This window comes from Salipiger abyssi, from assembly GCF_017311415.1.
Classification (GTDB): domain Bacteria; phylum Pseudomonadota; class Alphaproteobacteria; order Rhodobacterales; family Rhodobacteraceae; genus Salipiger; species Salipiger abyssi_A.
In genome coordinates, this window is the sequence record NZ_JAEKIS010000005.1 from 196,407 (window position 1) to 218,629 (window position 22,223).

Genomic DNA, 22,223 nt, shown 5'->3' on the forward strand with positions numbered 1-22,223 from the left:
GATATTACGCTGTCCGCGCCGGACTGTCAGGGCGGCTCAGAGAAATTTCTGCATTAGCACAAGGTCCATCCAGCGACCGAACTTGTAGCCGACCTGCGGCAGCCGTGCCGTCTCGCGGAAACCGATGGCGGCGTGAAAGGCCACGCCCTCGGGGTTTTCCGCCGAAACGCCAGCAAAGAGCGAATGCACCCCCTGCCCCCGCGCCACCTCTTCGAGCGCGCTCATCAGCGCGCGGCCCGCACCGCGCCCGCGCGCGGCGGGCGACAGGATGATCGTGTGCTCCTTGGTGCGCGCATAGCCGGGGCCGGCGCGGAAGGGAAAGAAGGTTGCGAGCCCCAACAGCGCGCCCTCCGCCTCCGCCACCTGAAAGGCCGGGCCGCGCGCGGCGATATCGGCGGTGAGGCCGGTTTCGGTCTTGAGCTCGGTGCTGAAGGTGATGGCGGTGTTTTCGATCCACGGGTTCCAGAGCGCCACCAGCGCCGCCGCATCCTCCGCCCGCGCCGGGCGGACGATCATTGCAGCACCCTCACCTGACCCTGCGCATTGCGCAGCTCGGCCCGCAGCCCCGGCGCGTCGCCCGTCGCGAATTGCACCAGCGGTGCGTCGAGATATGGCGCCAGCAGCGCCTCCAGCGCATCGGCCTCGGGATGGGTGACCATGAGCCGGGCCAGTGTGGTGCCGGAAGCCGAGAGCATCGCGCCGGCGGGCACCGGGCTGCGCCATTCGATCAGCGCCGGGAACATCCCGTCAAAGGGCAGCATGCCGTCCTCGGGCACCGACATGACCCAACGCAGGCGTCCGCGCGACAGCGCGACCGGGCGCCCGGCCATGGGCAGCGCTTCGAGCGCGGCCTCCATATCCTTTACCCGGCAAATCCACTTATCCAGACGCGCCGGGCCCTCGAACCGGTCGAGCCCGAACCAGCGCGGCTCCTCCGGCGGCGGTGCGGCAGGGTCGATGGACATCGCTTCGAGATAGAGCCCCCGGCCCAGCCCCAGAAGCTGGTTATGGGTGCCATAGCGCGGGTGTTCCCCGCCCGGCAAAAGCGGCATCCCGACCGCCGCCTCGGAATGCGCGACCGCCTCTTCCAGGCTCTCGCCCAGTACCGCGATGTGATCCAGCTGAAGCTTCATCCGCCATCCGCTTGTCCTGACCCGTCCGACCCAAGATAGGGCGCGGAAATCATTAAGGAAATGGCAAAAATGCGCAAGCGGCCCAAACGCATACGCCGGACCGTGTGGATTTTCGGTCTCTCCGGAGGTCGGACGGGCCGGTTTCGGCCCGTCCGTGGAGAGATTTGTGCAACGCGCCTACGCGGCGATCAGCTCCGCGCCTCGCGGATCAGCTTGAGGATATCCTGCGCCGCGTCGGGGATATTGGTGCCCGGTCCGAAGATCGCCTTCACCCCGGCATCGTAGAGGAACTGGTAATCCTGATGCGGGATCACCCCGCCGCAGATCACGATGATATCCTCGGCCCCCTGCGCCTTCAGCGCGGCGATGAGCTGCGGCGCCAGCGTCTTGTGGCCGGCTGCCTGCGACGAGATCCCGACGATATGCACGTCGTTGTCGATGGCGTCCTGCGCCGCCTCTTCGGGGGTCTGGAAGAGCGGGCCCACATCGACGTCGAAGCCGATATCGGCAAAGGCCGTGGCGATCACCTTGGCGCCCCGGTCATGGCCGTCCTGGCCCATCTTGACCACGAGCATGCGCGGGCGGCGGCCTTCCTCCTCGGCGAAATCGTCCACCGCCTTCTGGATCGCGGCAAAGCCCTCGTCGCCCTCATAGGCGGCGCCATAGACGCCTGCGAGCGTCTTTACCTCGGCCCGGTGACGGCCGAACACCTTTTCCATCGCCATGCTGATTTCCCCAACGGAGGCCCGGGCACGGGCCGCTTCCACCGCGGCTTCCAGCAGGTTGCCGCCCTCTTTCGCGCGCCGTTCCAGCTCGGCCAGCGCGGCGTCGCAGGCAGGCTGGTCCCTCTCGCCGCGGATACGCTCCAGCGCCTTCACCTGACCGTCGCGCACCTTGGCGTTGTCGATATCGAGAATGTCGAGATCGTCTTCTTTCTCGAGCCGGTACTTGTTGACGCCGACGATCACGTCGTCGCCCCGGTCGATATCGGCCTGACGCCGCGCCGCCGTCTCCTCGATGCGCAGCTTGGGCATGCCGGAGGCCACCGCCTTGGTCATGCCGCCCATCTCGTCGACCTCCTCGATCAGCTTCCACGCCGCCTCGGCCAGATCGGCGGTGAGCTTTTCGACATAGTAGGAGCCCGCCATCGGATCGACGACCTTGGTCACGCCGGTCTCTTCCTGAAGGATGAGCTGGGTGTTCCGCGCGATCCGGGCCGAGAATTCGGTCGGCAGCGCGATCGCCTCGTCGAGCGCGTTGGTGTGCAGCGACTGGGTGCCGCCCAGAACCGCGCTCATCGCCTCATAGGCGGTGCGGATGACGTTGTTATACGGATCCTGCTCGGCCAGCGACACGCCAGAGGTCTGGCAGTGGGTGCGCAGCATCTTGGAGCGGGCGGATTGCGCCCCCAGCTCGGTCATGATGCGGGCCCAGAGCATGCGCGCGGCGCGCAGCTTGGCGATCTCCATGAAGAAGTTCTTGCCGATGGCAAAGAAGAACGACAGCCGCCCGGCGAACTTGTCGATATCCATGCCGGCATCCATTGCCGTCTTCACGTATTCCTTGCCATCCGCCAGCGTATAGGCCAGCTCCTGCACCAGGTTCGCGCCGGCCTCCTGCATGTGATAGCCGGAGATCGAGATCGAGTTGAATTTCGGCATCTCGTTCGAGGTGTATTCGATGATGTCCGAGATGATCCGCATCGAGGGTTCGGGCGGATAGATATAGGTGTTCCGCACCATGAACTCTTTGAGGATGTCGTTCTGGATCGTGCCCGAGAGCAGCGCGCGATCATGGCCCTGCTCCTCTCCGGTGACGATGAAGTTGGCCAGCACCGGGATCACCGCACCGTTCATCGTCATCGAGACCGAGACCTTGTCGAGCGGAATGCCGTCGAACAGGATCTTCATGTCCTCGACGCTGTCGATGGCGACGCCCGCCTTGCCGACATCGCCCACCACGCGCGGGTGATCGCTGTCATAGCCCCGGTGGGTGGCAAGGTCGAAGGCCACGGAAACACCCTGCTGCCCGGCGGCCAGCGCCTTGCGGTAGAAAGCGTTCGATTCCTCCGCCGTCGAGAAACCGGCATATTGCCGGATCGTCCAGGGGCGCCCGGCATACATCGTCGCCTTGACACCGCGGGTGAAGGGCTCGAACCCCGGCAGCTCGCCGATCTGCGGCAGCCCTTCCACGTCCTCGGCGGTATAGAGCGGCTTGACCTCGATGCCTTCCAGCGTGTCCCAGGTCAGATCCTCCAGCGGGCGGCCCCGCAGCTCCTTTTCAGCGAGATTGTGCCAATCGTCCGTCTTGGCTGTCATCGTCTTGTCCTCTCTCTCTGGGAGCCGGCGGCCAGTTGATCCTGTCCTGTCCGGGCTCCGGGTCTTCCGTCAGTCGGGCCAGACCATCCGCCCCGGCGCGCAGCCAGAACAGATCGTCCGCATAGGTTTCGCGCAGGCGAGCGGCCTGCCCGGGCGAGAACGGCATCCAGCGCCCCTCGCCCTCGGGCAACGCAGCGGCGGCCGCGCCGCGTTCGGCCAGCAGCGCCCGCAGCATTGCGAGACCGGGGCCGCGATGTTCCCAGATCCCGCCGGACGGCAGCGGCGGCGCAAAGCGCAGCCCCGCCGCATGCATCAGCAGCCGGTCGGGCCGCGCGGCAAAGCGTTCGAAGGGCGTGACCAGCAGCTCCGTTCCCAGCAGGGCCGCGGCGATATCGGCGATCACCGGGCGCCAGCTCTGCGCGCGCGCCGCCAGCGCGTCGATCTGCGCCACATCCGGCAGCGGCAGGCCGCGCCCGACGAGAAAGGCCAGCGCCGAGGCCCACCACATCTCGGGCGAGCGGATCTGCAACACCGCGCGGCGCACCGGGCCAAACGCCTCCGCCACCCGCGCCAGCCTCTGGCCGGCCTGCGGATAGAGCCGCCGCGCGCGCAGACAGGCGCGCGGGCTGCCCAGCATATCCTCGTCCGTGACCAGCAGCAGCGGCAGCTCGCGCCGCGCCGAGGCCGCGACCGCAAGCCGCACCCGCCCCGTGGCGCGCCGCGCCGCCACCGGATCGGCAGGCGGCGCCATCAGCCCGTGAAACAGCCCGTTGCGGGTGCGCCAGGGCCCCCAGAAGCCGACGCCCTGCCCCGCCAGTGGCGCATCGGCACCGCGCAGATAGGTCTGAAACGTGGTCGAGCCCGCGCGATGGGCCCCGAGATGCAGGACGATGTCCATTCCGGTCCGTCTCCATATGGGAAATCCGCGCCATCATGCGCCCCTCCCCATGAGAAACCGGTTAAGTCCGGAAAAATTCGCGCGCGCGGCTGCGAAACGCTGTGCAGAGCCGGCGCGCGCGCCTATATCTGAGGGTATGAAGCGCTGCATCACCCTTGTGTCGATTGGATTTTTCACCCTCACCGCCGGGCTCGGCGCGGCGCAGGGCGCCGAACCGACCGAGGCCGAGACGATCCGCCCCGCCGATGAGGCCACGCTGGAGGAGTTCCTCTGGATCAAGCGCCCGCTGGTGGTCTTTGCCGACAACCCCGCCGATCCGCGATATGTGCAGCAGATGCAGCTCATCACCGAGCGGCTCGATGCGCTGGAAGAGCGCGACGCGGTGGTGATCACCGACACCGATCCCTCGGCGCGCTCGCCGATCCGGCGCGAGCTGCGCCCGCGCGGCTTCATGTTCACGCTGGTCGCCAAGGACGGCACGGTCATCATCCGCAAGCCCGCACCCTGGGACGTGCGCGAGATCTCGCGCTCCATCGACAAGCAGCCGCTGCGCCAGCAGGAGGTGCGCGACCGGCGCGATACCTTGCGGCAATGACGCGAACGGCCTATATTGAGGGTGTGCGCATCATGGCGCATGCAGGAGCGTAAGATGGAAAAAGATCCCAACATTCCCTTCACTCCGATCCCGCTGACCGGCCGGAGCGGGCCGCGTCCGGGCTATTGACCCGGGCAATCACCGCATCCGCCGCCGCGGAGCCGCCCGCCGCATAGGCCCGGATCAGTTCCAGCGCGTGCTGACCCAGAACAAAGGCCTGACGCCGCATATCCGCGTAGTCCTCGTACATGGCGATGCGCCGCTCCTGCGGCAGCGTCGCCCGGAAATACTCTCCCCGCATATCCTCGGCCATGATGCTCAGCGCCTTGACCTGGCTGTAATAGGCGACGACCGCGTCGATGGTCTGCCGGGGCAGCACCTCGATCTCCTCGACAATCGCATCGAAGACGTGATCGTGCCGTTCATGCGGAATGAAAGGCACGAAATCGCGCTCCCGCCGCATGCGCGCAGCCGTTTCGGTCATGTAGCCATCAGCACGCCCCTCGTCCCACATCGCCCGCAGCGTGTTGCCGATCTCGGCATAGAGCGCCTTGTGATAGTCCCGCAGTCGCTCGGCCTTGGCACGCGAGCGGCCGATCTCGGAAAAGATCGCGGTGGTCAGCCAGCCCATGGCGATGACCGTGCCCGCGATCAGCGCCTGCCAGAGTCGGTCTTCCAGATCGACGAGTTGTGCCAGCAGCAACAGCGGCACGCCCAGCAGGATCGCCATCGGCAGTGCGATGCGGAACAGGAATTGCGACAGGATCAGCCGGGGCGTTGCCGCCCCGGAGCCGAGGTAAAGCGCAGCCCACAGCAGGACGAGCGCGGCAAACCCGCCCCCGATCCAGATGCCAGTGCTGGGCTGCGCCTGGTCCATGGGATCACTCGAACTCCATGATCACATCGTCGACGGCGAGGCTGTCGCCCGGGCCGGCGTTGATCTTTTTCACGGTGCCCTTGCGTTCGGCGCGCAGGATGTTCTCCATCTTCATCGCCTCGACGGTGCAGAGCGCCTGGCCCTCCTGCACCTCGTCGCCCTCGGCCACGTTCATCTTCACGATGAGGCCGGGCATCGGGCAGAGCAGCATCTTGGAGGTATCGGGCGGCAGCTTTTCGGGCATCAGCCGGGCGAGCTCGGCCTGGCGCGGGCTGCGCACATGCACCTTGAGATCGGCGCCGCGCGAGCGGATGCGGAAGCCGCCCGAGATCTTGCCGACCTTGAGCACCAGCGGCGCGCCGTTCACCGTCATATGCGCCAGCGACTGCCCCGGGGTCCAGTCGCCATCGACGCGGATCTCGGCGCCGTCGGCGAAACGCACGGTCGCGCCCTGCTTGTCCGCCGCGATACTCACCGCGAATTCCTGCCCCTGCAACGCGATGTTCCACTCGTCGCCGACCTTGCGCTCGTGATTGTCGAGCGTGCCCGAGATACGCGCGCGGCGGATCTCGGCGACGCGGTTCATCGCCGCCGCCGCCGCCGCGATGTCGCGCAGCTTGTCCTCGGAGAGCGTGACGCCCTCGAAGCCCTCGGGATATTCCTCGGCGATGAAGGCGGTGGAGATATTGCCGGTGATGAAACGCTCGTGATCCATAACCGCCGCGACGAAGGGCAGGTTGTGGCCGATGCCCTCGACCTCGAAACTGTCGAGCGCGTTGCGCATGGTCTCGATCGCCTCGGCGCGGGTGTGGCCCCAGGTGCAGAGCTTGGCGATCATCGGGTCGTAATACATCGAGATCTCGCCGCCCTCATAGACGCCGGTATCGTTGCGCACGAGCCCCTCGCCCAGCTTGCCCTCTGCCGGCGGACGGTAGCGGGTCAGACGGCCGATGGAGGGCAGGAAGTTGCGATACGGATCTTCGGCGTACAGCCGGTTCTCGATGGCCCAGCCGTTGATCTTCACGTCGTCCTGGGTGATGCTCAGCGCCTCGCCATTGGCGACGCGGATCATCTGCTCCACCAGGTCGATGCCGGTGATCAGCTCGGTCACCGGATGTTCCACCTGAAGGCGGGTGTTCATTTCCAGGAAGTAGAAATTCTTGTCACCGTCGACGATGAATTCCACCGTGCCGGCAGAGGTGTAATCCACCGCCTTGGCCAGCGCCACCGCCTGCTCGCCCATCGCCTTGCGGGTCTCGGGGTCGAGGAACGGGCTCGGCGCCTCTTCGACAACCTTCTGGTTGCGGCGCTGGATCGAACATTCGCGCTCGTTCAGCCACAGCCCGTTGCCATGCGCGTCGCAGAGCACCTGAATCTCGATATGGCGCGGCTGGGTGACGAATTTCTCGATGAAGATCCGGTCGTCGCCGAAGGAGCTCGCCGCCTCGTTCTTGGACGACTGGAAGCCCTCGCGCGCCTCCTCGTCGTTCCAGGCGATGCGCATGCCCTTGCCGCCGCCGCCGGCGGAGGCCTTGATCATCACCGGATAACCGATCTCGTTGGAGATCTTCACCGCCTCCTCGGCATCCTCGATGAGCCCCATATAGCCCGGCACGGTGCTGACGCCGGCTTCCTTGGCGAGCTTTTTGGAGGTGATCTTGTCGCCCATAGCCTCGATGGCGCCTTTGGGCGGCCCGATGAAGGCGACGCCGGCGGCCTCGAGCGCGTCGGCGAATTTCGGGTTCTCCGACAGGAAGCCGTAGCCCGGATGCACCGCCTGCGCGCCGGTCTGCTTGATGGCGTCCATGATCTTGTCGATGATGATGTAGGACTGGTTCGCCGGCGGCGGGCCGATATGCACCGCCTCGTCGGCCATCTCCACATGCAGCGCATGCTTGTCGGCATCGGAATAGACGGCCACCGTCTTGATGCCCATCTTCTGCGCCGTCTTGATGACCCGGCAGGCGATCTCGCCACGGTTGGCGATCAGGATCTTCTCGAACATATCTGTCCCTTTCCTACATATTCCTCAGGCCGCGCGGTGCCTCCGCGTCTCCGGCCACGAAAAAGCCACCGGCGCCGGGGGCACCGATGGCTTGCATAACCTCTACCGTTTCAGCGCCGAAACCGGCGCCGATCTGGTGATCAGTTACAGTATTGCGGGGTGACGTCGTCGCAGACGGTGCCTGCGGCTGCACCCACGGCGGCGCCGACCATCCCGTCGCCGCCGAGCGCACGGTCTGCCAGATAGCCGCCGCCGGCACCAAGGCCCGCACGACCGATATCCGAGGTCTCGCAGGCTGCGACGGTGAAGAGACCGAGAACGGCGACGATGCGAAGAACGGTTTTAGCCATGAGGAAAACTCCCTGTGATGGTTGCGATATTTCACGGTCACAACGTCACGTTCCGTCGGGAGGTTCCAAGAAAATCGTACGACACAGCGCAAACCGGCGGCGCGGCGCCTGTCGCCGGCGGAAAACCGCACGCGAGAGTCAGAGCCGGGGAAAAGAAAGGCGGACGGACGGCCAGGGGATGCGCCGTGCCGCCCGCCAGGGGAAGGGTAACGGTGAATGAGCTGCGTCCTACGGAGACGCGGAACCACTCGCAACACGTCCAGCCTGCCCGACTCGCCACGCGCCGCATAGCGGTATCTGCCACACAACTTAAACTCGGCGCTCTTTCGCGCATACTCTCCTCTGAGTGGCAAATTCACGCCCATTCCGTGCCCTCCTCGAAGGCTTCGGGAAAGGCCGCGCGCGCTGCCTGCTCGTCGATGATCAGCATCGACTCGTAGCTTTCGGGATCGAACGGGTCGTCATAGGGCAGCACTTCGCGCCCGAAGAGCCAGGACAACCGCCCGGCATCGAGATTGCCGCGCTCGAACGGCTCGGTTCCGAAATGCGCCCAGAGTGATGCCATAAAGGCGAGATCGGCGCGCTTGTCGGGGCTGCGGCGGTCGCGATAGCGCTCGCGCCGCACGATCGGCGTCACCCCCTTGGGGTTGGCGCGCCGGATGGTGAATTGGTAATCGGTGCCGGGCAGACGGCCCGGAAAGCCGCGGTGTTTCAGCATCGCCCGCCCTCCTCAGCGAAGGGCACCGCGCGGGGCGAAAGGGGGACGGGCCCGCAGGCCCGCCCCGGAGTCTTATTTGTACTTGCCGGTGTAGACGGGCTCGGTGCTGATCGGCTCGGGGTCGACCACAACGAACTCTTCTTCCTGCTGGCCGCCGCAGGCGGCAAGGCCGAACAGACCCAGCATGGCGAGAACTTTGATGCTCTTGGACATCTCTTACTCCTGTCAGGTTCAACGAAACCGACAGGACCTGTTGGCCCTGCCTGTCCTCGTTCCGAGGTAACGATTGCTTGGGTGCAATCCGAGTCGACCATATCCGAATTCCAAACCGAAAGATATCGGGGCCGCGCGCATGCGGCCACCTGTGGCGGCAAAGCCGCAGTCCCCTGCCCACATGAGAATTTCCCCGCAAGATATTGTGGACACATCAGAAAGCCTCCCAGATGCAGCGGCCGTCCCGCAGGCTGTAAGCCTCGAAATACTGCCGTATTCCCGGCGAAGGATCGCCGAATTCCACCGGCTCCGCCATGAGCGAGATCACGATGCGCGCAGGCACCGGCTCGGCCCCGGCAAGCTCTCCGGCAGCCACGTCCTGACAGAGGAAATCCATGTCGCCGGAGACCTCCTCATAAGGACGCGGGCTATCGCCGCCGATCTCGGGCGCAACAAAGCGGAAACGGTAGATCGCCCCCTCGCCCGGCGCGTCCATACGCATGTCGTGAAAGGCCACGGGCATGCCGGACGGCACCGCCACCGGCGCGCTCTCGGCCAGCGCAAACGCCGGATCGGCGAGGCACAGCGCCAGAAGCAGCCCCCGTCCCGGCCCCCGCGCCGGGACCTCCCGGCCGGTCATGAGGCCCCGGAACAGGTCCGGGGCGCGTCGCAGCCTGTGAATGACCTTCATGACGACCACCTTACCCAGCGCGCCCGATTGCCCGCATCCTCCAGAACCCCGGCGATGCAGGCTTCGGCCCGCGCCCGTGGCGCCCGACCCTCGACCTGCCCGCCGGCACGCAGAACCGTGCCCTCCGGCCCGTCGCTGACCGCGACGCAGGGGGAAAAGCCGCGCAGATGCTGGAGCGCGCGCCAGATATCCTGGCGCACCTGATGCGCCAGCCGCGCCTTGCGCGCGACCGGCGGCAGCCGCGTCTCGACGCTCAGATCGAAACGCGCCGGCCAGCGGCGGGCGAGGATCAGCGCCCCGTCCTGCTGCTGCATATACCAGCCCCTGCGGCCCATGATTCCTCCCAGAACCGGCTCAGAGCGGGATATTGTCGTGCTTCTTCCACGGATTGCTGAGCTTTTTGTTGCGCAGCATGGCAAAGGCACGGCTGACCCGGCGGCGGGTGGAGCGGGGCTGGATCACCTCGTCGATAAAGCCGCGTTCCGCCGCCACGAAGGGGTTGGCGAAGCGGTCTTCGTAATCGGCGGTGTGCTTGGCGATCTTCTCCGCATCACCGAGATCGGCGCGATGGATGATCTCGGTCGCGCCCTTGGCCCCCATCACCGCGATCTCGGCGGTGGGCCAGGCATAGTTGACATCGCCGCGCAGGTGCTTGGAGCTCATCACGTCATAAGCACCGCCATAAGCTTTGCGGGTGATCACGGTCACCTTCGGCACCGTCGCCTCGCCATAGGCAAAGAGCAGCTTGGCGCCGTGCTTGATGACGCCGCCATATTCCTGACCGGTGCCCGGCAGGAAGCCCGGCACATCGACGAAGGTCAGCAGCGGGATCTCGAAACAGTCGCAGAACCGCACGAAGCGCGCGGCCTTCTTGGAGCTGTCGATGTCGAGGCAGCCGGCAAGCACCATCGGCTGGTTGGCCACCACGCCCACGGTCTGGCCTTCGAGACGAATGAAGCCGGTGATGATGTTCTTGGCGTGCTCTTCCTGGATCTCGTAGAAATCGCCCTCGTCCGCGACCTTCAGGATCAGCTCCTTCATGTCATAGGGCTGGTTGGCGTTTTCCGGAATGATCGTGTCGAGCGAGGTTTCCACCCGGTCGACATCGTCGAAGAACGGCCGCACCGGCGGTTTCTCGCGGTTGTTGAGCGGCAGGAAATCGACCAGCCGCCGCACCTCGGCCAGCGCCTCGACATCGTTCTCGAAGGCGCCGTCGGCGACGGAGGATTTCTTGGTATGGGTGGAGGCCCCGCCCAGCTCCTCGGCGGTCACAACCTCGTTGGTCACGGTCTTCACCACATCGGGACCGGTGACGAACATGTAAGAGGTGTCTTTCACCATGAAGATGAAATCGGTCATCGCGGGCGAATAGACCGCGCCGCCGGCGCAGGGCCCCATGATGACGGAAATCTGCGGGATCACACCCGAGGCCTCGATATTGCGCTGAAAGATCTCGGCATAGCCGGCCAGCGAATCGACGCCTTCCTGAATCCGCGCGCCGCCCGAATCGTTGAGCCCGATCACCGGGGCGCCGTTCTGCACCGCCATATCCATGATCTTGCAGATCTTCATCGCATGGGTGGCCGAGACGGAGCCGCCCAGAACGGTGAAGTCCTGGCTGAAGACATAGACCATGCGGCCGTTGATCGTGCCCCAGCCGGTCACCACGCCGTCACCGTAGGGGCGGTTCTTTTCCATGCCGAAATCGGTGCAGCGATGGGCGACGAACATGTCGTATTCTTCGAAACTGCCCTCGTCGAGCAGGACCTCGATCCGTTCGCGCGCGGTCAGCTTGCCCTTGGCGTGCTGCGCATCAATCCGCTTCTGGCCCCCTCCGAGCCGCGCCCCGCTGCGGCGCTCTTCCAGTTCATGCAGAATGTCTTTCATGGCCGTCCCTTTCGTTTGTCAGGACCATACAGAGGCGGCTTGTCCACTCAAGTCAAATTCGGCAAATTTGCAAAGACGGAAAACAGATTGGATCGCAAAATGCAAATCCGCAAATAGCGCATAATTACCGTTTTGCGCGTCAAGCCGAATGGACATTCCCCGGTTTCGGTCCTACCCCTTTGCTCATGCAACCCGCGCCGAAGGTCCGCTTTCTGGACCGCACGACTCCGCCTCACCTTGTCACACTTATCCTGCTCGCAGGTGTCTCTGCGCTTGCGATGAATGTGTTTTTGCCCTCGCTGCCCAACATGGCGGCGCATTTCAACACCGAATACCGGCTCATGCAGCTCTCGGTCGCGATCTACCTGGGGGTGAACGCGGTGCTGCAAATCCTCGTGGGGCCGATTTCCGACAAGGTCGGGCGGCGACCGGTGATTCTCTGGGGCATCGTGTTGTTCCTGATCGCGACGCTGGGCTGCATCTTCGCGCCCAATATCGTGGTCTTCCTCATCTTCCGGATGTGTCAGGCCATCGTGATCGTCGCCATGGTGCTGAGCCGCGCCGTGGTGCGCGACATGGTCCCGCAGGATCAGGCCGCCTCGATGATCGGCTATGTGACCATGGGCGTCGCGGTCGTGCCGATGGTGGGGCCGGTCTTTGGCGGCATGCTGGATCAGGCCTTTGGCTGGCAAGCCTCCTTCTGGCTGCTGTTCCTCGTCGGGCTCGCCATTCTCTGGCTGAGCTGGCGCGATCTCGGCGAGACCTCGGTCTCGAGCGGCCTTTCGCTGGCGCAGCAGTTCAGCGAATATCCCGAGCTGTTCCGCAGCCCGCGCTTCTGGGGCTATGCGCTGACCTGCGCACTCTCCTCGGGCGCGTTCTTTGCCTATCTCGGCGGCGCGCCCTTCGTCGGCTCTCAGGTCTTCGGCCTCGACCCCGCGACGCTCGGCCTGTTCTTCGGCGCGCCGGCAGTCGGCTATTTCTTTGGAAACGGCCTCTCGGGCCGCTATTCCGCGCGGTTCGGGATCAACCAGATGATCCTTTGGGGCTGCACCATCGTCACGCTGGGGCTGGCGTTGGCGCTGCTGCTGTTCTGGGCCGGCTTCCAGTACCCGCTGACTTTCTTCGGCTTCATGACCTTCGTCGGTTTCGGCAACGGCATGACCATCCCCAACGCCACCGCCGGCGCGCTGTCGGTGCGCCCGCATCTGGCGGGCACCGCCTCCGGCCTCAGCGGCGCGATCATGATCGGCGGCGGCGCGGCGCTCTCGGCGCTGGCCGGGGCGCTTTTGCAACCGGGCACCGGCGCATGGCCGCTGCTCTGGCTGATGTTCGTCACCTGCGCCGCCTCCATCGTCTCGATCCTGCTGGTGATGCGTCGCGAAAAACGGCTGGCCGGGCTGCTCTGAGCCCTTCCCCGACCATCGCGGGGCTGGACCTGCGGCGCGAGATTTGCAAACTAGCGAACCATCCCGCGCAAATCCGCAAACGGGCGAGGAGGGGACGATGGCCACACGCAAGCTCTATGCGGGCGCCAAGCTGCGCGATCTGCGCGGACGGCTCGGACTGACGCAAAAGGATTTCGCCGCCAAGCTCGGCATTTCGCTGCCCTACCTGAACCAGATGGAGAACAACAACCGCCCCGTCAGCACCACGGTGGTGCTGGCCCTGGCGCAGGAATTCGGCTTTGACGTCACCGAACTCGGCCAGGGCGACAGCGAGCGGCTGGTCACCGACATGCGCGAAGCGCTGGCCGATCCGGTCTTTGGCGAGACGCCGCCGCTGGCAGATCTGCGGCTCACCGCGTCGAACGCCCCCGCCCTCGCCCGCGCCTTTCTGGAACTGCACCGCGCCTATCGCCAGACCCATGAGCGGCTGGCCAGTCTTGACGAGGCGCTGGGGCGCGAGGGTGCGCAACTCCAACCCTCCCCCTGGGAGGAGGTGCGCGATTTCTTCCATTATTGCGACAATTATATCGACGCGGTGGACCGCGCGGCGGAGCATTTCGCAAACGGGCTGAACGGAGAGATGCGCGGCGCGGTGATCGCGCGGCTGCGCGAGCGCGGCATCGCGGTCGAGATGGCCCATAGCGCGACGCTGCGCGCCTACGACCCGGCGCGCAAGCAGCTCACCCTGTCGAGCCTGGTGCCGCCGGAGACGCAGAATTTCCAGTTGCTGGTGCAGGTGGCGCTGCTGCGGCAGAACGATCTGCTGGAGGCGACGCTGGATCTGGGTCGTTTCCAGTCCGACGCCGCCCGCGCCATCGCCAAGCTGGGGCTCGCGAATTACTTCGCCGGCGCCGCGCTGATGCCCTATGGCCGCTTCCTCGCCGCGGCGCAGGAGACGCGGCACGATCTGGAACTGCTTGCCGCGCGGTTCGGCGCCTCGATCGAACAGGTGGCGCATAGGCTCTCGACACTGCAACGGCCCGGCGCCAAGGGCATCCCGTTCTTCTTCGCCCGGGTTGATCAGGCCGGCACGATCACCAAGCGGCACTCGGCCACACGGCTGCAATTCGCCCGTTTCGGCGGCGCCTGTCCGCTCTGGAACGTGCACCGCGCCTTTGAGACCCCTGGCCGTTTCCTGCGCCAGCTTGCCGAGACGCCGGACGGGGTGCGCTATGTGCTGCTCGCGCGCGACGTCACCAAGCGCGGCGGCCATTTCGGCGCGCCGGTACGGCGCTACGCCATGGCGCTGGGATGCGAGGTCAAACATGCCGGCGCGCTGGTCTATGCGGACGGGCTCGATCTGGGGCGCGACGGCGCGTTCGAGCCCATCGGCATCTCCTGCCGGATCTGCGAGCGCACCGACTGCCACCAGCGCTCGGTGCCGCCGCTGGAAAAGCGGCTCTCGATCCACCCCGAACGGCGCGAGGTGCTGCCCTATTCGCTGGAATGAGCCCGGCCCGCGGTGCGGTGGGCAAATTGCCCACCCTACCCCGCCCGGCATGACAGCCCCCGTGCATGCGAATGCCTCCGGCGGGCGTATTTGCAAAGAGAAGAAACGCAAGAGAACGCCCCTGCCCCCTTCTTCTCTTTTCCAAATACGCAAAACCTGCCCTGGACGCCTGCTCGGCCTCGACGGCTCTGCACCCGTAGGGTGGGCAATTCTGCCCACCACAGCCTCAAGCCGCCCCAGCCCAAACCCGACCGCTTGCGACCGCAGACGCGGCGGAGTAAAGCGGGCAGGACAAATTCAGGACAACGGAGATCCCCGATGTCGATCGACACCGATACCGCCGCGCGTGTGGCGAAGCTCGCCCGGATCCGGGTGGAAGACGACCAGCTCCCTGCGCTGGCGCAGGAATTCTCCAATATCCTCGATTTCATCGAACAGCTGAACGAGGTGGATGTGGAGGGCGTCGAGCCCATGGTCTCGGTCACGCCGATGCGGCTCAAGCGCCGTCAGGACGGCGTCACCGATGGCGGCATGCAGGACAAGATCCTCTCCAACGCCCCCGATGCCCGCGAGGGCTTTTTTGCCGTGCCGAAGGTGGTCGAATGAGCGATCTGACAAAGATGAAACTGGCCGAGGCGCGCGACGCGCTGCGCGCCGGCGATGTGACCAGTGTGGAACTGACCGAGGCCTGCCTCTCGGCCATCGAGGGCGCGGGCGCGCTGAATGCCTTCGTGCACAAGACCCCGGAGCTCGCCCGCGAACAGGCACAGGCCGCCGATGCGCGCATCAAGGCCGGCGACGCGCCGTCGATGTGCGGCATCCCGATGGGGATCAAGGATCTCTTCTGCACGCGCGGTGTGGCCAGCCAGGCTGCGAGTCGCATCCTCGAAGGCTTCAAGCCCGAATACGAATCCACCGTCACCACGCAGCTTTTCGACGCGGGCGCAGTGATGCTGGGCAAGCTCAACATGGACGAATTCGCCATGGGGAGCAGCAACGAGACCTCGTGCTACGGCAACGCGGTGAACCCGTGGCGGCGCGGCAATGACGATACCGCCCTCACCCCCGGCGGTTCCTCCGGCGGCTCGGCGGCGGCGGTGGCGGCCGATCTCTGTCTCGCGGCCACCGGCACCGATACCGGCGGCTCGATCCGCCAGCCCGCCGCCTTCACCGGCATCACCGGCATCAAGCCGACCTACGGGCGCTGCTCGCGCTGGGGTATCGTGGCCTTTGCCTCTTCGCTCGACCAGGCCGGCCCGATGACCAAGGATGTGCGCGACAGCGCCATCCTGCTCAACGCCATGTGCGGCCACGACCCCAAGGACAGCACCTCCGCCGATCTGCCGGTGCCGGATTTCGAGGCGATGCTCACCGGCGACATCAAGGGCAAGACTATCGGCATCCCGCGCGAATACCGCATGGAGGGCATGCCCGAGGAGATCGAGGCGCTCTGGACCAGGGGCCGCGAGATGCTGGCCGATGCCGGCGCGAAGATCGTCGATATCTCGCTGCCGCATACCAAATACGCCCTGCCCGCCTATTACGTGATCGCTCCCGCCGAGGCCTCGTCGAACCTCGCGCGCTATGACGGGGTGCGCTACGGCCACCGCGCCACGCTTTCGCAGGGCGAGGGCATCAACGACATGTACGAGAAAACCCGCGCCGAGGGCTTCGGCCACGAGGTGCAGCGCCGCGTGATGGTGGGCACCTATGTGCTCTCGGCGGGCTTCTACGACGCCTATTACAACCGCGCCCGCAAGGTCCGCACGCTGATCAAGAAAGACTTCGAGGATGTCTTTGCCCATGGCGTCGATGCGATCCTGACCCCGGCCACGCCCTCCGCCGCCTTCGGGCTCGGCGAGATGAAGGATGCCGACCCGGTGCAGATGTATCTCAACGACGTTTTCACCGTCACGGTGAACCTTGCGGGGCTTCCGGGCGTTAGCGTTCCGGCGGGTCTGGACAAGCAGGGCCTGCCGCTGGGGCTGCAACTGATCGGGCGGCCCTGGGAGGAAGGCGATCTGCTGAATACCGCTTATGCGCTGGAGCGTGCCGCGGGGTTTGTGGAAAAACCCGCCAAATGGTGGTAAGGACGCGAAAAACAGGGGTGACGGGCAGACAGATGAGAACGGTTTTCCTTTGCGGTGTGGCAGCGCTGGCGCTGTCGGCCTGTGGCACGTCGGTGCCCGATAGCGGTGCGGGCGTGGGCTTTGACGACTACCAGACCTACGCACAGCGCCAGATGGCGCAGCAGGCGCAGGGCGGTGGCCAGACCACTGTGCAGCCCCCCACCGCCGTGGAAAGCCAGACGCTCGACAGCGCAGAGGCGCAGGCCGCCGCAAACGCCGCCGCGCAAAATTCCGGCGTCGCCCCGGTCGAGGCCTCCCCCTCGAACCCGGCGCCGCAGGTCGTGACCAACGCCGCCGGCATCTCCGACGAGAACAATTTCGAAGCGGTCTCGGCAGAGCGCGACATTCAGGCCGATGCCGCGCTGATCGCGCAGAACCGCGCCCAGTACCAGCTCGTCACACCGACCGACCTGCCGCCGCGCCCGGACAGCGACGCGCCCAATATCGTGGAATATGCGCTGCGCACCACCAACCCGGTCGGTGCACAGCTCTACGAACGTCGCGGTCGCTATGATGGCAACCGTATCTCCAAGGCCTGCGGCTCCTACAACTCTTCCGATCTCGCACAAGAGGCCTTCCTCGCCGCCGGCGGACCAGAGCGCGACCGCCGCGGGCTCGACCCGGATGGCGACGGCTTTGCCTGCGCCTGGGATCCCGCGCCGTTCCGCGCGGCGCGCGGCTGACACCGCTCTGGCACCCCAGCGATAATTTCGGCCCGCGCCGGCTCGGCGTGCGGGCCGATACAGTCGTTTTGCACTACACTGCGATGGAGAGCGCCGAGGGGGCGCGCGACTGGCTTTGCAATGTCGAATCCAGCGTCTCCGCCCATTATGTGATCGGCCGCCATGGCACCTGCTGGCAACTGGTGCGCGAAGATATGCGCGCCTGGCATGCGGGGCTCGGCGCCTGGGGCAGCGTCGAGGAGGTCAATTCCCGCTCCATCGGTATCGAGATCGCCAATACCGGCGCCGAGCCCTTTCCCGAACCGCAGATGGCCGCGCTGGAGGCCCTGCTCACCGGCATTCTCGCGCGCTGGGATATCTCGCCGGAGCGGGTGATCGGCCATTCCGACCTTGCGCTCGGGCGCAAGATCGACCCCGGCCCGCGCTTCGATTGGTCGCGGCTGGCGCGGCGCGGGCTGGCGATCCGGCCCTCGCCCGCGACACCCGGCGATTTCCACGCCGATGCCCGACGCTTCGGCTATGTCTTTACTGAGGATCAGCATACGGCCCTGCTCGCCGCCTTCCGTGCCCGCTTCCGTCCCGGCGCTGCCGGCCCGCTCTGCGATGCCGACCGCGCGCTGATGGCCGATCTCGCCGCGCGCTGGCCTGCCGCCTGAGACCCAAAAACCGCAGCCACCCGGGCCCGGGACGGGACCATGCAGCGCCCCTTGCGCGAACCGCCCCCCCGGCGTAAACCGCGCCTGATTCAAAGACACCCCGGGGAAAGCCTCATGCCCGTTCTCGTGATGAAATTCGGCGGCACCTCCGTCGCGACGCTCGACCGGATCCGGCGGGCGGCGAAACGCGTGGGCGTCGAGGTGGCCAAGGGCTATGACGTGATCGTCATCGTCAGCGCCATGTCGGGCGAGACAAACAAGCTCGTGGGCTATGTCGAGGAAACCTCTCCCCTCTTCGACGCGCGCGAATACGACGCCGTGGTCAGCTCGGGCGAGAACGTCACCGCCGGGCTGATGGCGCTGACGCTTCAGGAAATGGACGTGCCGGCGCGCAGCTGGCAGGGCTGGCAGGTGCCGCTGATGACCACCTCCGCCCACAGCGCCGCGCGCATTGTCGATATCCCGACCGAGAACATCACTCGCAAGTTCGGCGAGGGCATGAAGGTCGCGGTGGTCGCGGGCTTTCAGGGCCTCTCGCCCGAGGGCCGGATCACCACGCTGGGCCGGGGCGGCTCGGACACCACCGCCGTGGCCTTTGCCGCCGCCTTCGGGGCCGAGCGCTGCGATATCTACACCGATGTGGACGGGGTCTATACCACCGATCCGCGCATCTGCGAAAACGCCCGCAAGCTCGACAAGATCGCCTTTGAAGAGATGCTGGAACTTGCCAGCCTCGGCGCGAAAGTGTTGCAAACCCGCTCGGTCGAGCTGGCGATGCGCTACAAGGTCAAGCTGCGGGTGCTGTCGAGTTTCGAGGAACAGTCGGACGAGGCCGGAACGCTGGTCTGCGACGAGGAGGAAATCATGGAACTGAACGTTGTTTCCGGGGTCGCCCATTCGCGCGACGAAGCCAAGATGACCCTGTTCTCGGTCGCTGACCGCCCCGGCATCGCCGCGGCGATCTTCAGCCCGCTCTCCGAGGCGGGGATCAACGTGGACATGATCGTGCAGAACATCTCCGAAGACGGCCGCACCGACATGACCTTTTCCTGCCCCACAAATCAGGTGAAACGGGCCGAGGAAGCGCTGAAGAAAGCCCAGGACTCGGGCGAGATCAATTTCCACAACCTCCTGGCCGATACCAATGTCGCCAAGATCTCGGTGGTGGGAATCGGCATGCGCTCCCACACCGGCGTCGCGGCGAAAATGTTCAAGGTTCTCTCGCAAGAGGGTATCAACATTAAGGTTATCACAACCTCCGAGATAAAAATTTCCGTGTTGGTCGACCGGAAATACATGGAACTCGCGGTTCAGGCGCTGCATGATGCGTTCGAACTGGAGAAGGCGGCCTGAGGTGACCCGGGCCGGCTTTTCGCTGGGACGGGGACAGGTCTGACCGATATGCCGGATGGCTCGGAAAGCGAAAGCCGCAAGCTGCTTGGCCGGCTGCGCGACACCATGGCCGAAGAGGCCGCGGGTCAGGCGCGGCTGGACAAGATCACGCATCTGACGGCGGATTCGATGGGCACCGAAGTGTGCTCCGTCTACCTCTTCCGCGACGAGGACACGCTCGAGCTCTGCGCCACCGAGGGGCTCAAGCAGGAGGCGGTGCACCACACACGGATGAAGCTCGGCGAGGGCCTCGTGGGGCGCGTGGCGCGCACCGGCAAGATGGTCAACACCGCTGACGCGCCCTCGGAACGCGGCTTCCGCTACATGCCCGAGACCGGCGAGGAGATCTTCTCCAGCTTCCTCGGCCTGCCGATCCAGCGGCTTGGCGAAAAGCTCGGCGTGCTGGTGGTGCAGACCAAGGCCAAGCGCGAATTCACCGCCGACGAGATCTATGCGCTTGAGGTCGTCGCCATGGTGCTGGCCGAGATGGCCGAGCTCGGCGTCTTTGTCGGTGAGGGCGCGGCGCTGAAGGCACGCCACACCCAGGCGGCGATGATCCGGGGCATCACCGGTCAGGAGGGCACCGCCGAGGGCCATGTCTGGCTGCACGAGCCGCGCGTCGTGGTCACCAACCTGGTCAGTGACGATCCCGAGCGTGAGCGCGAGCGGCTGAAATCGGCGGTGGAGAAACTTCGGGTCAGCGTCGACGAGATGCTTGCGGGCGCCAGCGGCGAGCAGCTCGAAGTGCTCGAAGCCTACCGCATGTTCGCCAATTCCAAGGGCTGGCGGAAGCGCATGGAAGAGGATATCGACCGCGGCCTCTCCGCCGAGGCGGCGGTGGAAAAGGAGCAATCCGCCGCCCGCGCCCGCATGGGCCAGGTCACCGACGCCTATCTGCGCGAGCGGCTGCACGATCTCGACGACCTGTCGAACCGGCTGCTGCGCATTCTCACCGGTCAGGGCAGCGAGACCGGCGCCGAGATGCCCGCCGACCCGATCCTCATCGCCCGCAATATCGGCCCCGGCGAGCTGCTCGATTACGGGCGGCGGCTCAGAGGCATCGTGCTGGAGGAGGGCTCGGTCGGCAGCCACGCCGCCATCGTCGCCCGTGCCCTGGCTATTCCGCTGGTCGTCCGCGCCGACCGGGTGCTGACCGAGGCGCTGAACGGCGATCACATCATGGTCGACGGCGATCAGGGCGTGGTGCATCTGCGCCCCGACGAAAGCGTCGTCAGTGCCTTCCGTGACAAGATCGCGATGCAGGCGCAGGCGCAGGAGCGCTACGCCTCGATCCGGCAGAAACCGGCGATGTCGATCTGCGGCAAGCAGATCAACCTGTTCATGAATGCGGGGCTTCTGGCCGATCTGCCGTCGCTGCCGAGCTCCGGCGCCGAGGGCGTCGGGCTGTTCCGCACCGAGCTGCAATTCCTCATCCGCAACCAGATGCCGCGCCGCACCGAGCTGGTCGAGGTCTACAAGCGGGTGATGGATTCCGCCGGCGACAAGCCGGTGATCTTCCGCACGCTGGATATCGGCTCGGACAAGGTGCTGCCCTATATGAAGCCCAATGACGAGCCCAACCCGGCGCTCGGCTGGCGGGCGATCCGCGTCGGACTCGACAAGCCGGGCGTGATGCGGATGCAGATCCAGGCGCTGCTGCGCGCCTCCGAGGGGCGGCCGCTATCGGTGATGTTCCCCTTCGTGGCGCAATACGAGGAGTTCCGCGCCGCCCGCGCCGAGGTCGACAAGGCCATGGCCATCGAGCGCAAGCTCGGCCACAAGGTGCCCGAGACCATCACCATCGGCACCATGCTGGAGACGCCGAGCCTCGCCTATGCGTCGAAGAAGTTCTTCGAGGACGTGGCCTTCATTTCGATCGGCGGCAACGATCTCAAGCAGTTCTTCTTTGCCGCCGACCGCGAAAACGAGCGGGTGCGCCGGCGCTACGATACGCTGAACGTGAGCTTCCTGACCTTCCTCGAAGGCATCGTGCAACGCTGCTCCGAGACCGGCACGGCGCTGAGTTTCTGCGGCGAGGATGCAGGGCGGCCCATCGAGGCGGTGTGTCTCGCCGCCATCGGGCTGCACAAGCTGTCGATGCGCCCGGCCTCCATCGGCCCGGTGAAAAGCCTGATCATGCGCACCGATCTCGATGCGCTCTACGATGTGATCTGCGACGCACGCGAACGCGGCGAGCAGTCGGTGCGCGAGTCGGTGCTGGATTACCTGCGCTGGAACGGGTGAGGACGGTAGAAGGTGGGTTGAAAACCCACCCTACCCCGCACCCGTAGGGTGAGTTTCCAACCCACCACCCGCTCGACATCCTCCGCCACCACCGGTACTGCATACAAAGGCATACAAAACTCGGACACGCTCTTGCTCCTCTCCCTGCACCATATACAACTCGCCATGCCTGCGGGGCGCGAGACCGACGCCATCGCCTTCTATTCCGGCGTGCTGGGGCTGGAACCGGCCGAGAAACCCGCCCCGCTGCGCGCCCGTGGCGGCGTCTGGTTCGAACGCGGCGCATTGCGCGTGCATCTGGGCACCGAGCAGCCCTTCGCCCCCGCCCGCAAGGCGCACCCCGCCTTTCAGGTCGCGGAGCTCGACGCGACGATCGCCCGTCTGGATCGCGCCGGCCTGCCCTGGCGCCGCGACATCGACCTGCCCGGCCTGCGCCGCATCTATGTGGACGATCCTTTCGGCAACCGCATCGAGCTGCTGGAGCTGCACGCGGAGTGACACCCCCGCACGGGCGCCAGTTCTCGGAGAACATGTAAGCG

22 protein-coding genes are annotated in these 22,223 nt (G+C 66.0%); 10 read left to right on the top strand and 12 right to left on the bottom strand.

Translation table 11 applies throughout. The features are described 5' to 3' along the window. Positions 1-36: 36 nt before the first annotated feature. From I6N89_RS09140 to I6N89_RS09155, 4 genes are all read right to left on the bottom strand, one after another. A complete protein-coding gene (locus I6N89_RS09140) occupies positions 37-516 on the bottom strand; it encodes a GNAT family N-acetyltransferase (RefSeq protein WP_207018048.1) in 480 nt (159 codons plus the stop codon). After that, positions 513-1,133: a VOC family protein gene (locus I6N89_RS09145; RefSeq protein ID WP_207018049.1), complete on the bottom strand. Its 621-nt coding sequence runs from the start codon at positions 1,131-1,133 to the stop codon at positions 513-515. Before I6N89_RS09145 ends, I6N89_RS09140 begins: the two co-directional genes overlap by 4 nt. A gap of 188 nt (positions 1,134-1,321) precedes the next feature. Further along, positions 1,322-3,451, bottom strand: a complete 2,130-nt coding sequence (gene scpA / locus I6N89_RS09150; protein ID WP_207018050.1) for a methylmalonyl-CoA mutase — start codon at positions 3,449-3,451, stop codon at positions 1,322-1,324. Then, complete coding sequence (locus I6N89_RS09155; RefSeq protein WP_207018051.1) at positions 3,414-4,349, bottom strand: hypothetical protein; 936 nt, start codon at positions 4,347-4,349, stop codon at positions 3,414-3,416. Before I6N89_RS09155 ends, scpA begins: the two co-directional genes overlap by 38 nt. A 136-nt stretch (positions 4,350-4,485) precedes the next feature. On the opposite strand from I6N89_RS09155, the gene I6N89_RS09160 reads away from it, so the two are divergent. After that, positions 4,486-4,944, top strand: coding sequence for a DUF4174 domain-containing protein (locus I6N89_RS09160; RefSeq protein ID WP_207018052.1), 459 nt, complete (start codon positions 4,486-4,488; stop codon positions 4,942-4,944). A 79-nt stretch (positions 4,945-5,023) separates the two neighbouring features. Here the strand turns inward: I6N89_RS09160 and I6N89_RS09165 are convergent, their stop codons facing one another. The 8 genes from I6N89_RS09165 to I6N89_RS09200 all read right to left on the bottom strand — a co-directional run bounded on the left by I6N89_RS09165 (position 5,024) and on the right by I6N89_RS09200 (position 11,685). After that, a complete protein-coding gene (locus I6N89_RS09165) occupies positions 5,024-5,821 on the bottom strand; it encodes a hypothetical protein (RefSeq protein WP_207018053.1) in 798 nt (265 codons plus the stop codon). A 4-nt stretch (positions 5,822-5,825) separates the two neighbouring features. Continuing rightward, positions 5,826-7,826: an acetyl-CoA carboxylase biotin carboxylase subunit gene (locus I6N89_RS09170; protein WP_207018054.1), complete on the bottom strand. Its 2,001-nt coding sequence runs from the start codon at positions 7,824-7,826 to the stop codon at positions 5,826-5,828. A 140-nt stretch (positions 7,827-7,966) separates the two neighbouring features. Continuing rightward, positions 7,967-8,176 (bottom strand): hypothetical protein, encoded by a 210-nt coding sequence (locus tag I6N89_RS09175; protein ID WP_207018055.1) that lies wholly within the window; start codon positions 8,174-8,176, stop codon positions 7,967-7,969. A gap of 355 nt (positions 8,177-8,531) precedes the next feature. After that, a complete protein-coding gene (locus I6N89_RS09180; RefSeq protein ID WP_207018056.1) occupies positions 8,532-8,894 on the bottom strand; it encodes a hypothetical protein in 363 nt (120 codons plus the stop codon). Positions 8,895-8,966: 72 nt separating this feature from the next. Then, positions 8,967-9,107: a hypothetical protein gene (locus I6N89_RS09185; RefSeq protein ID WP_017467604.1), complete on the bottom strand. Its 141-nt coding sequence runs from the start codon at positions 9,105-9,107 to the stop codon at positions 8,967-8,969. 214 nt (positions 9,108-9,321) lie between these two features. Further along, the gene (locus I6N89_RS09190; RefSeq protein WP_236016521.1) at positions 9,322-9,798 is read right to left on the bottom strand and encodes a DUF6497 family protein; all 477 of its coding nucleotides are present in this window, start codon (positions 9,796-9,798) and stop codon (positions 9,322-9,324) included. Then, on the bottom strand, positions 9,795-10,133 hold the full coding sequence (locus I6N89_RS09195; protein ID WP_207018057.1) for a hypothetical protein: 339 nt from the start codon (positions 10,131-10,133) through the stop codon (positions 9,795-9,797). The genes I6N89_RS09190 and I6N89_RS09195 overlap by 4 nt, the downstream gene beginning before the upstream one ends. A 19-nt stretch (positions 10,134-10,152) precedes the next feature. After that, positions 10,153-11,685, bottom strand: coding sequence for an acyl-CoA carboxylase subunit beta (locus I6N89_RS09200; protein ID WP_207018059.1), 1,533 nt, complete (start codon positions 11,683-11,685; stop codon positions 10,153-10,155). A 185-nt stretch (positions 11,686-11,870) separates the two neighbouring features. Between I6N89_RS09200 and I6N89_RS09205 the strand changes: the two genes are divergently transcribed. The 9 genes from I6N89_RS09205 (at position 11,871) to I6N89_RS09245 (ending at position 22,182) form a co-directional block, all read left to right on the top strand. Then, positions 11,871-13,091 (top strand): multidrug effflux MFS transporter, encoded by a 1,221-nt coding sequence (locus tag I6N89_RS09205; protein WP_207018061.1) that lies wholly within the window; start codon positions 11,871-11,873, stop codon positions 13,089-13,091. 97 nt (positions 13,092-13,188) lie between these two features. Beyond that, positions 13,189-14,580 carry a helix-turn-helix domain-containing protein gene (locus I6N89_RS09210; protein ID WP_207018062.1) on the top strand — a complete coding sequence of 464 codons (1,392 nt, stop codon included), beginning with the start codon at positions 13,189-13,191 and terminating at the stop codon, positions 14,578-14,580. A 318-nt stretch (positions 14,581-14,898) separates the two neighbouring features. Next, entirely contained in the window at positions 14,899-15,186 is a 288-nt protein-coding gene (gene gatC / locus I6N89_RS09215) for an Asp-tRNA(Asn)/Glu-tRNA(Gln) amidotransferase subunit GatC (protein ID WP_076696397.1), read from the top strand. Beyond that, positions 15,183-16,670, top strand: coding sequence for an Asp-tRNA(Asn)/Glu-tRNA(Gln) amidotransferase subunit GatA (gene gatA / locus I6N89_RS09220; RefSeq protein ID WP_207018064.1), 1,488 nt, complete (start codon positions 15,183-15,185; stop codon positions 16,668-16,670). Before gatC ends, gatA begins: the two co-directional genes overlap by 4 nt. Before the next feature lie 32 nt (positions 16,671-16,702). Beyond that, positions 16,703-17,392: a hypothetical protein gene (locus I6N89_RS09225; RefSeq protein ID WP_207018066.1), complete on the top strand. Its 690-nt coding sequence runs from the start codon at positions 16,703-16,705 to the stop codon at positions 17,390-17,392. Beyond that, entirely contained in the window at positions 17,356-18,048 is a 693-nt protein-coding gene (locus I6N89_RS09230) for an N-acetylmuramoyl-L-alanine amidase (RefSeq protein WP_207018205.1), read from the top strand. The genes I6N89_RS09225 and I6N89_RS09230 overlap by 37 nt, the downstream gene beginning before the upstream one ends. A gap of 114 nt (positions 18,049-18,162) precedes the next feature. Next, positions 18,163-19,401, top strand: coding sequence for an aspartate kinase (locus I6N89_RS09235; protein WP_207018068.1), 1,239 nt, complete (start codon positions 18,163-18,165; stop codon positions 19,399-19,401). Positions 19,402-19,449: 48 nt separating this feature from the next. Continuing rightward, the gene (gene ptsP / locus I6N89_RS09240) at positions 19,450-21,684 is read left to right on the top strand and encodes a phosphoenolpyruvate--protein phosphotransferase (protein WP_207018070.1); all 2,235 of its coding nucleotides are present in this window, start codon (positions 19,450-19,452) and stop codon (positions 21,682-21,684) included. A gap of 132 nt (positions 21,685-21,816) precedes the next feature. After that, positions 21,817-22,182: a VOC family protein gene (locus I6N89_RS09245; protein WP_236016522.1), complete on the top strand. Its 366-nt coding sequence runs from the start codon at positions 21,817-21,819 to the stop codon at positions 22,180-22,182. Positions 22,183-22,223: the final 41 nt, after the last annotated feature.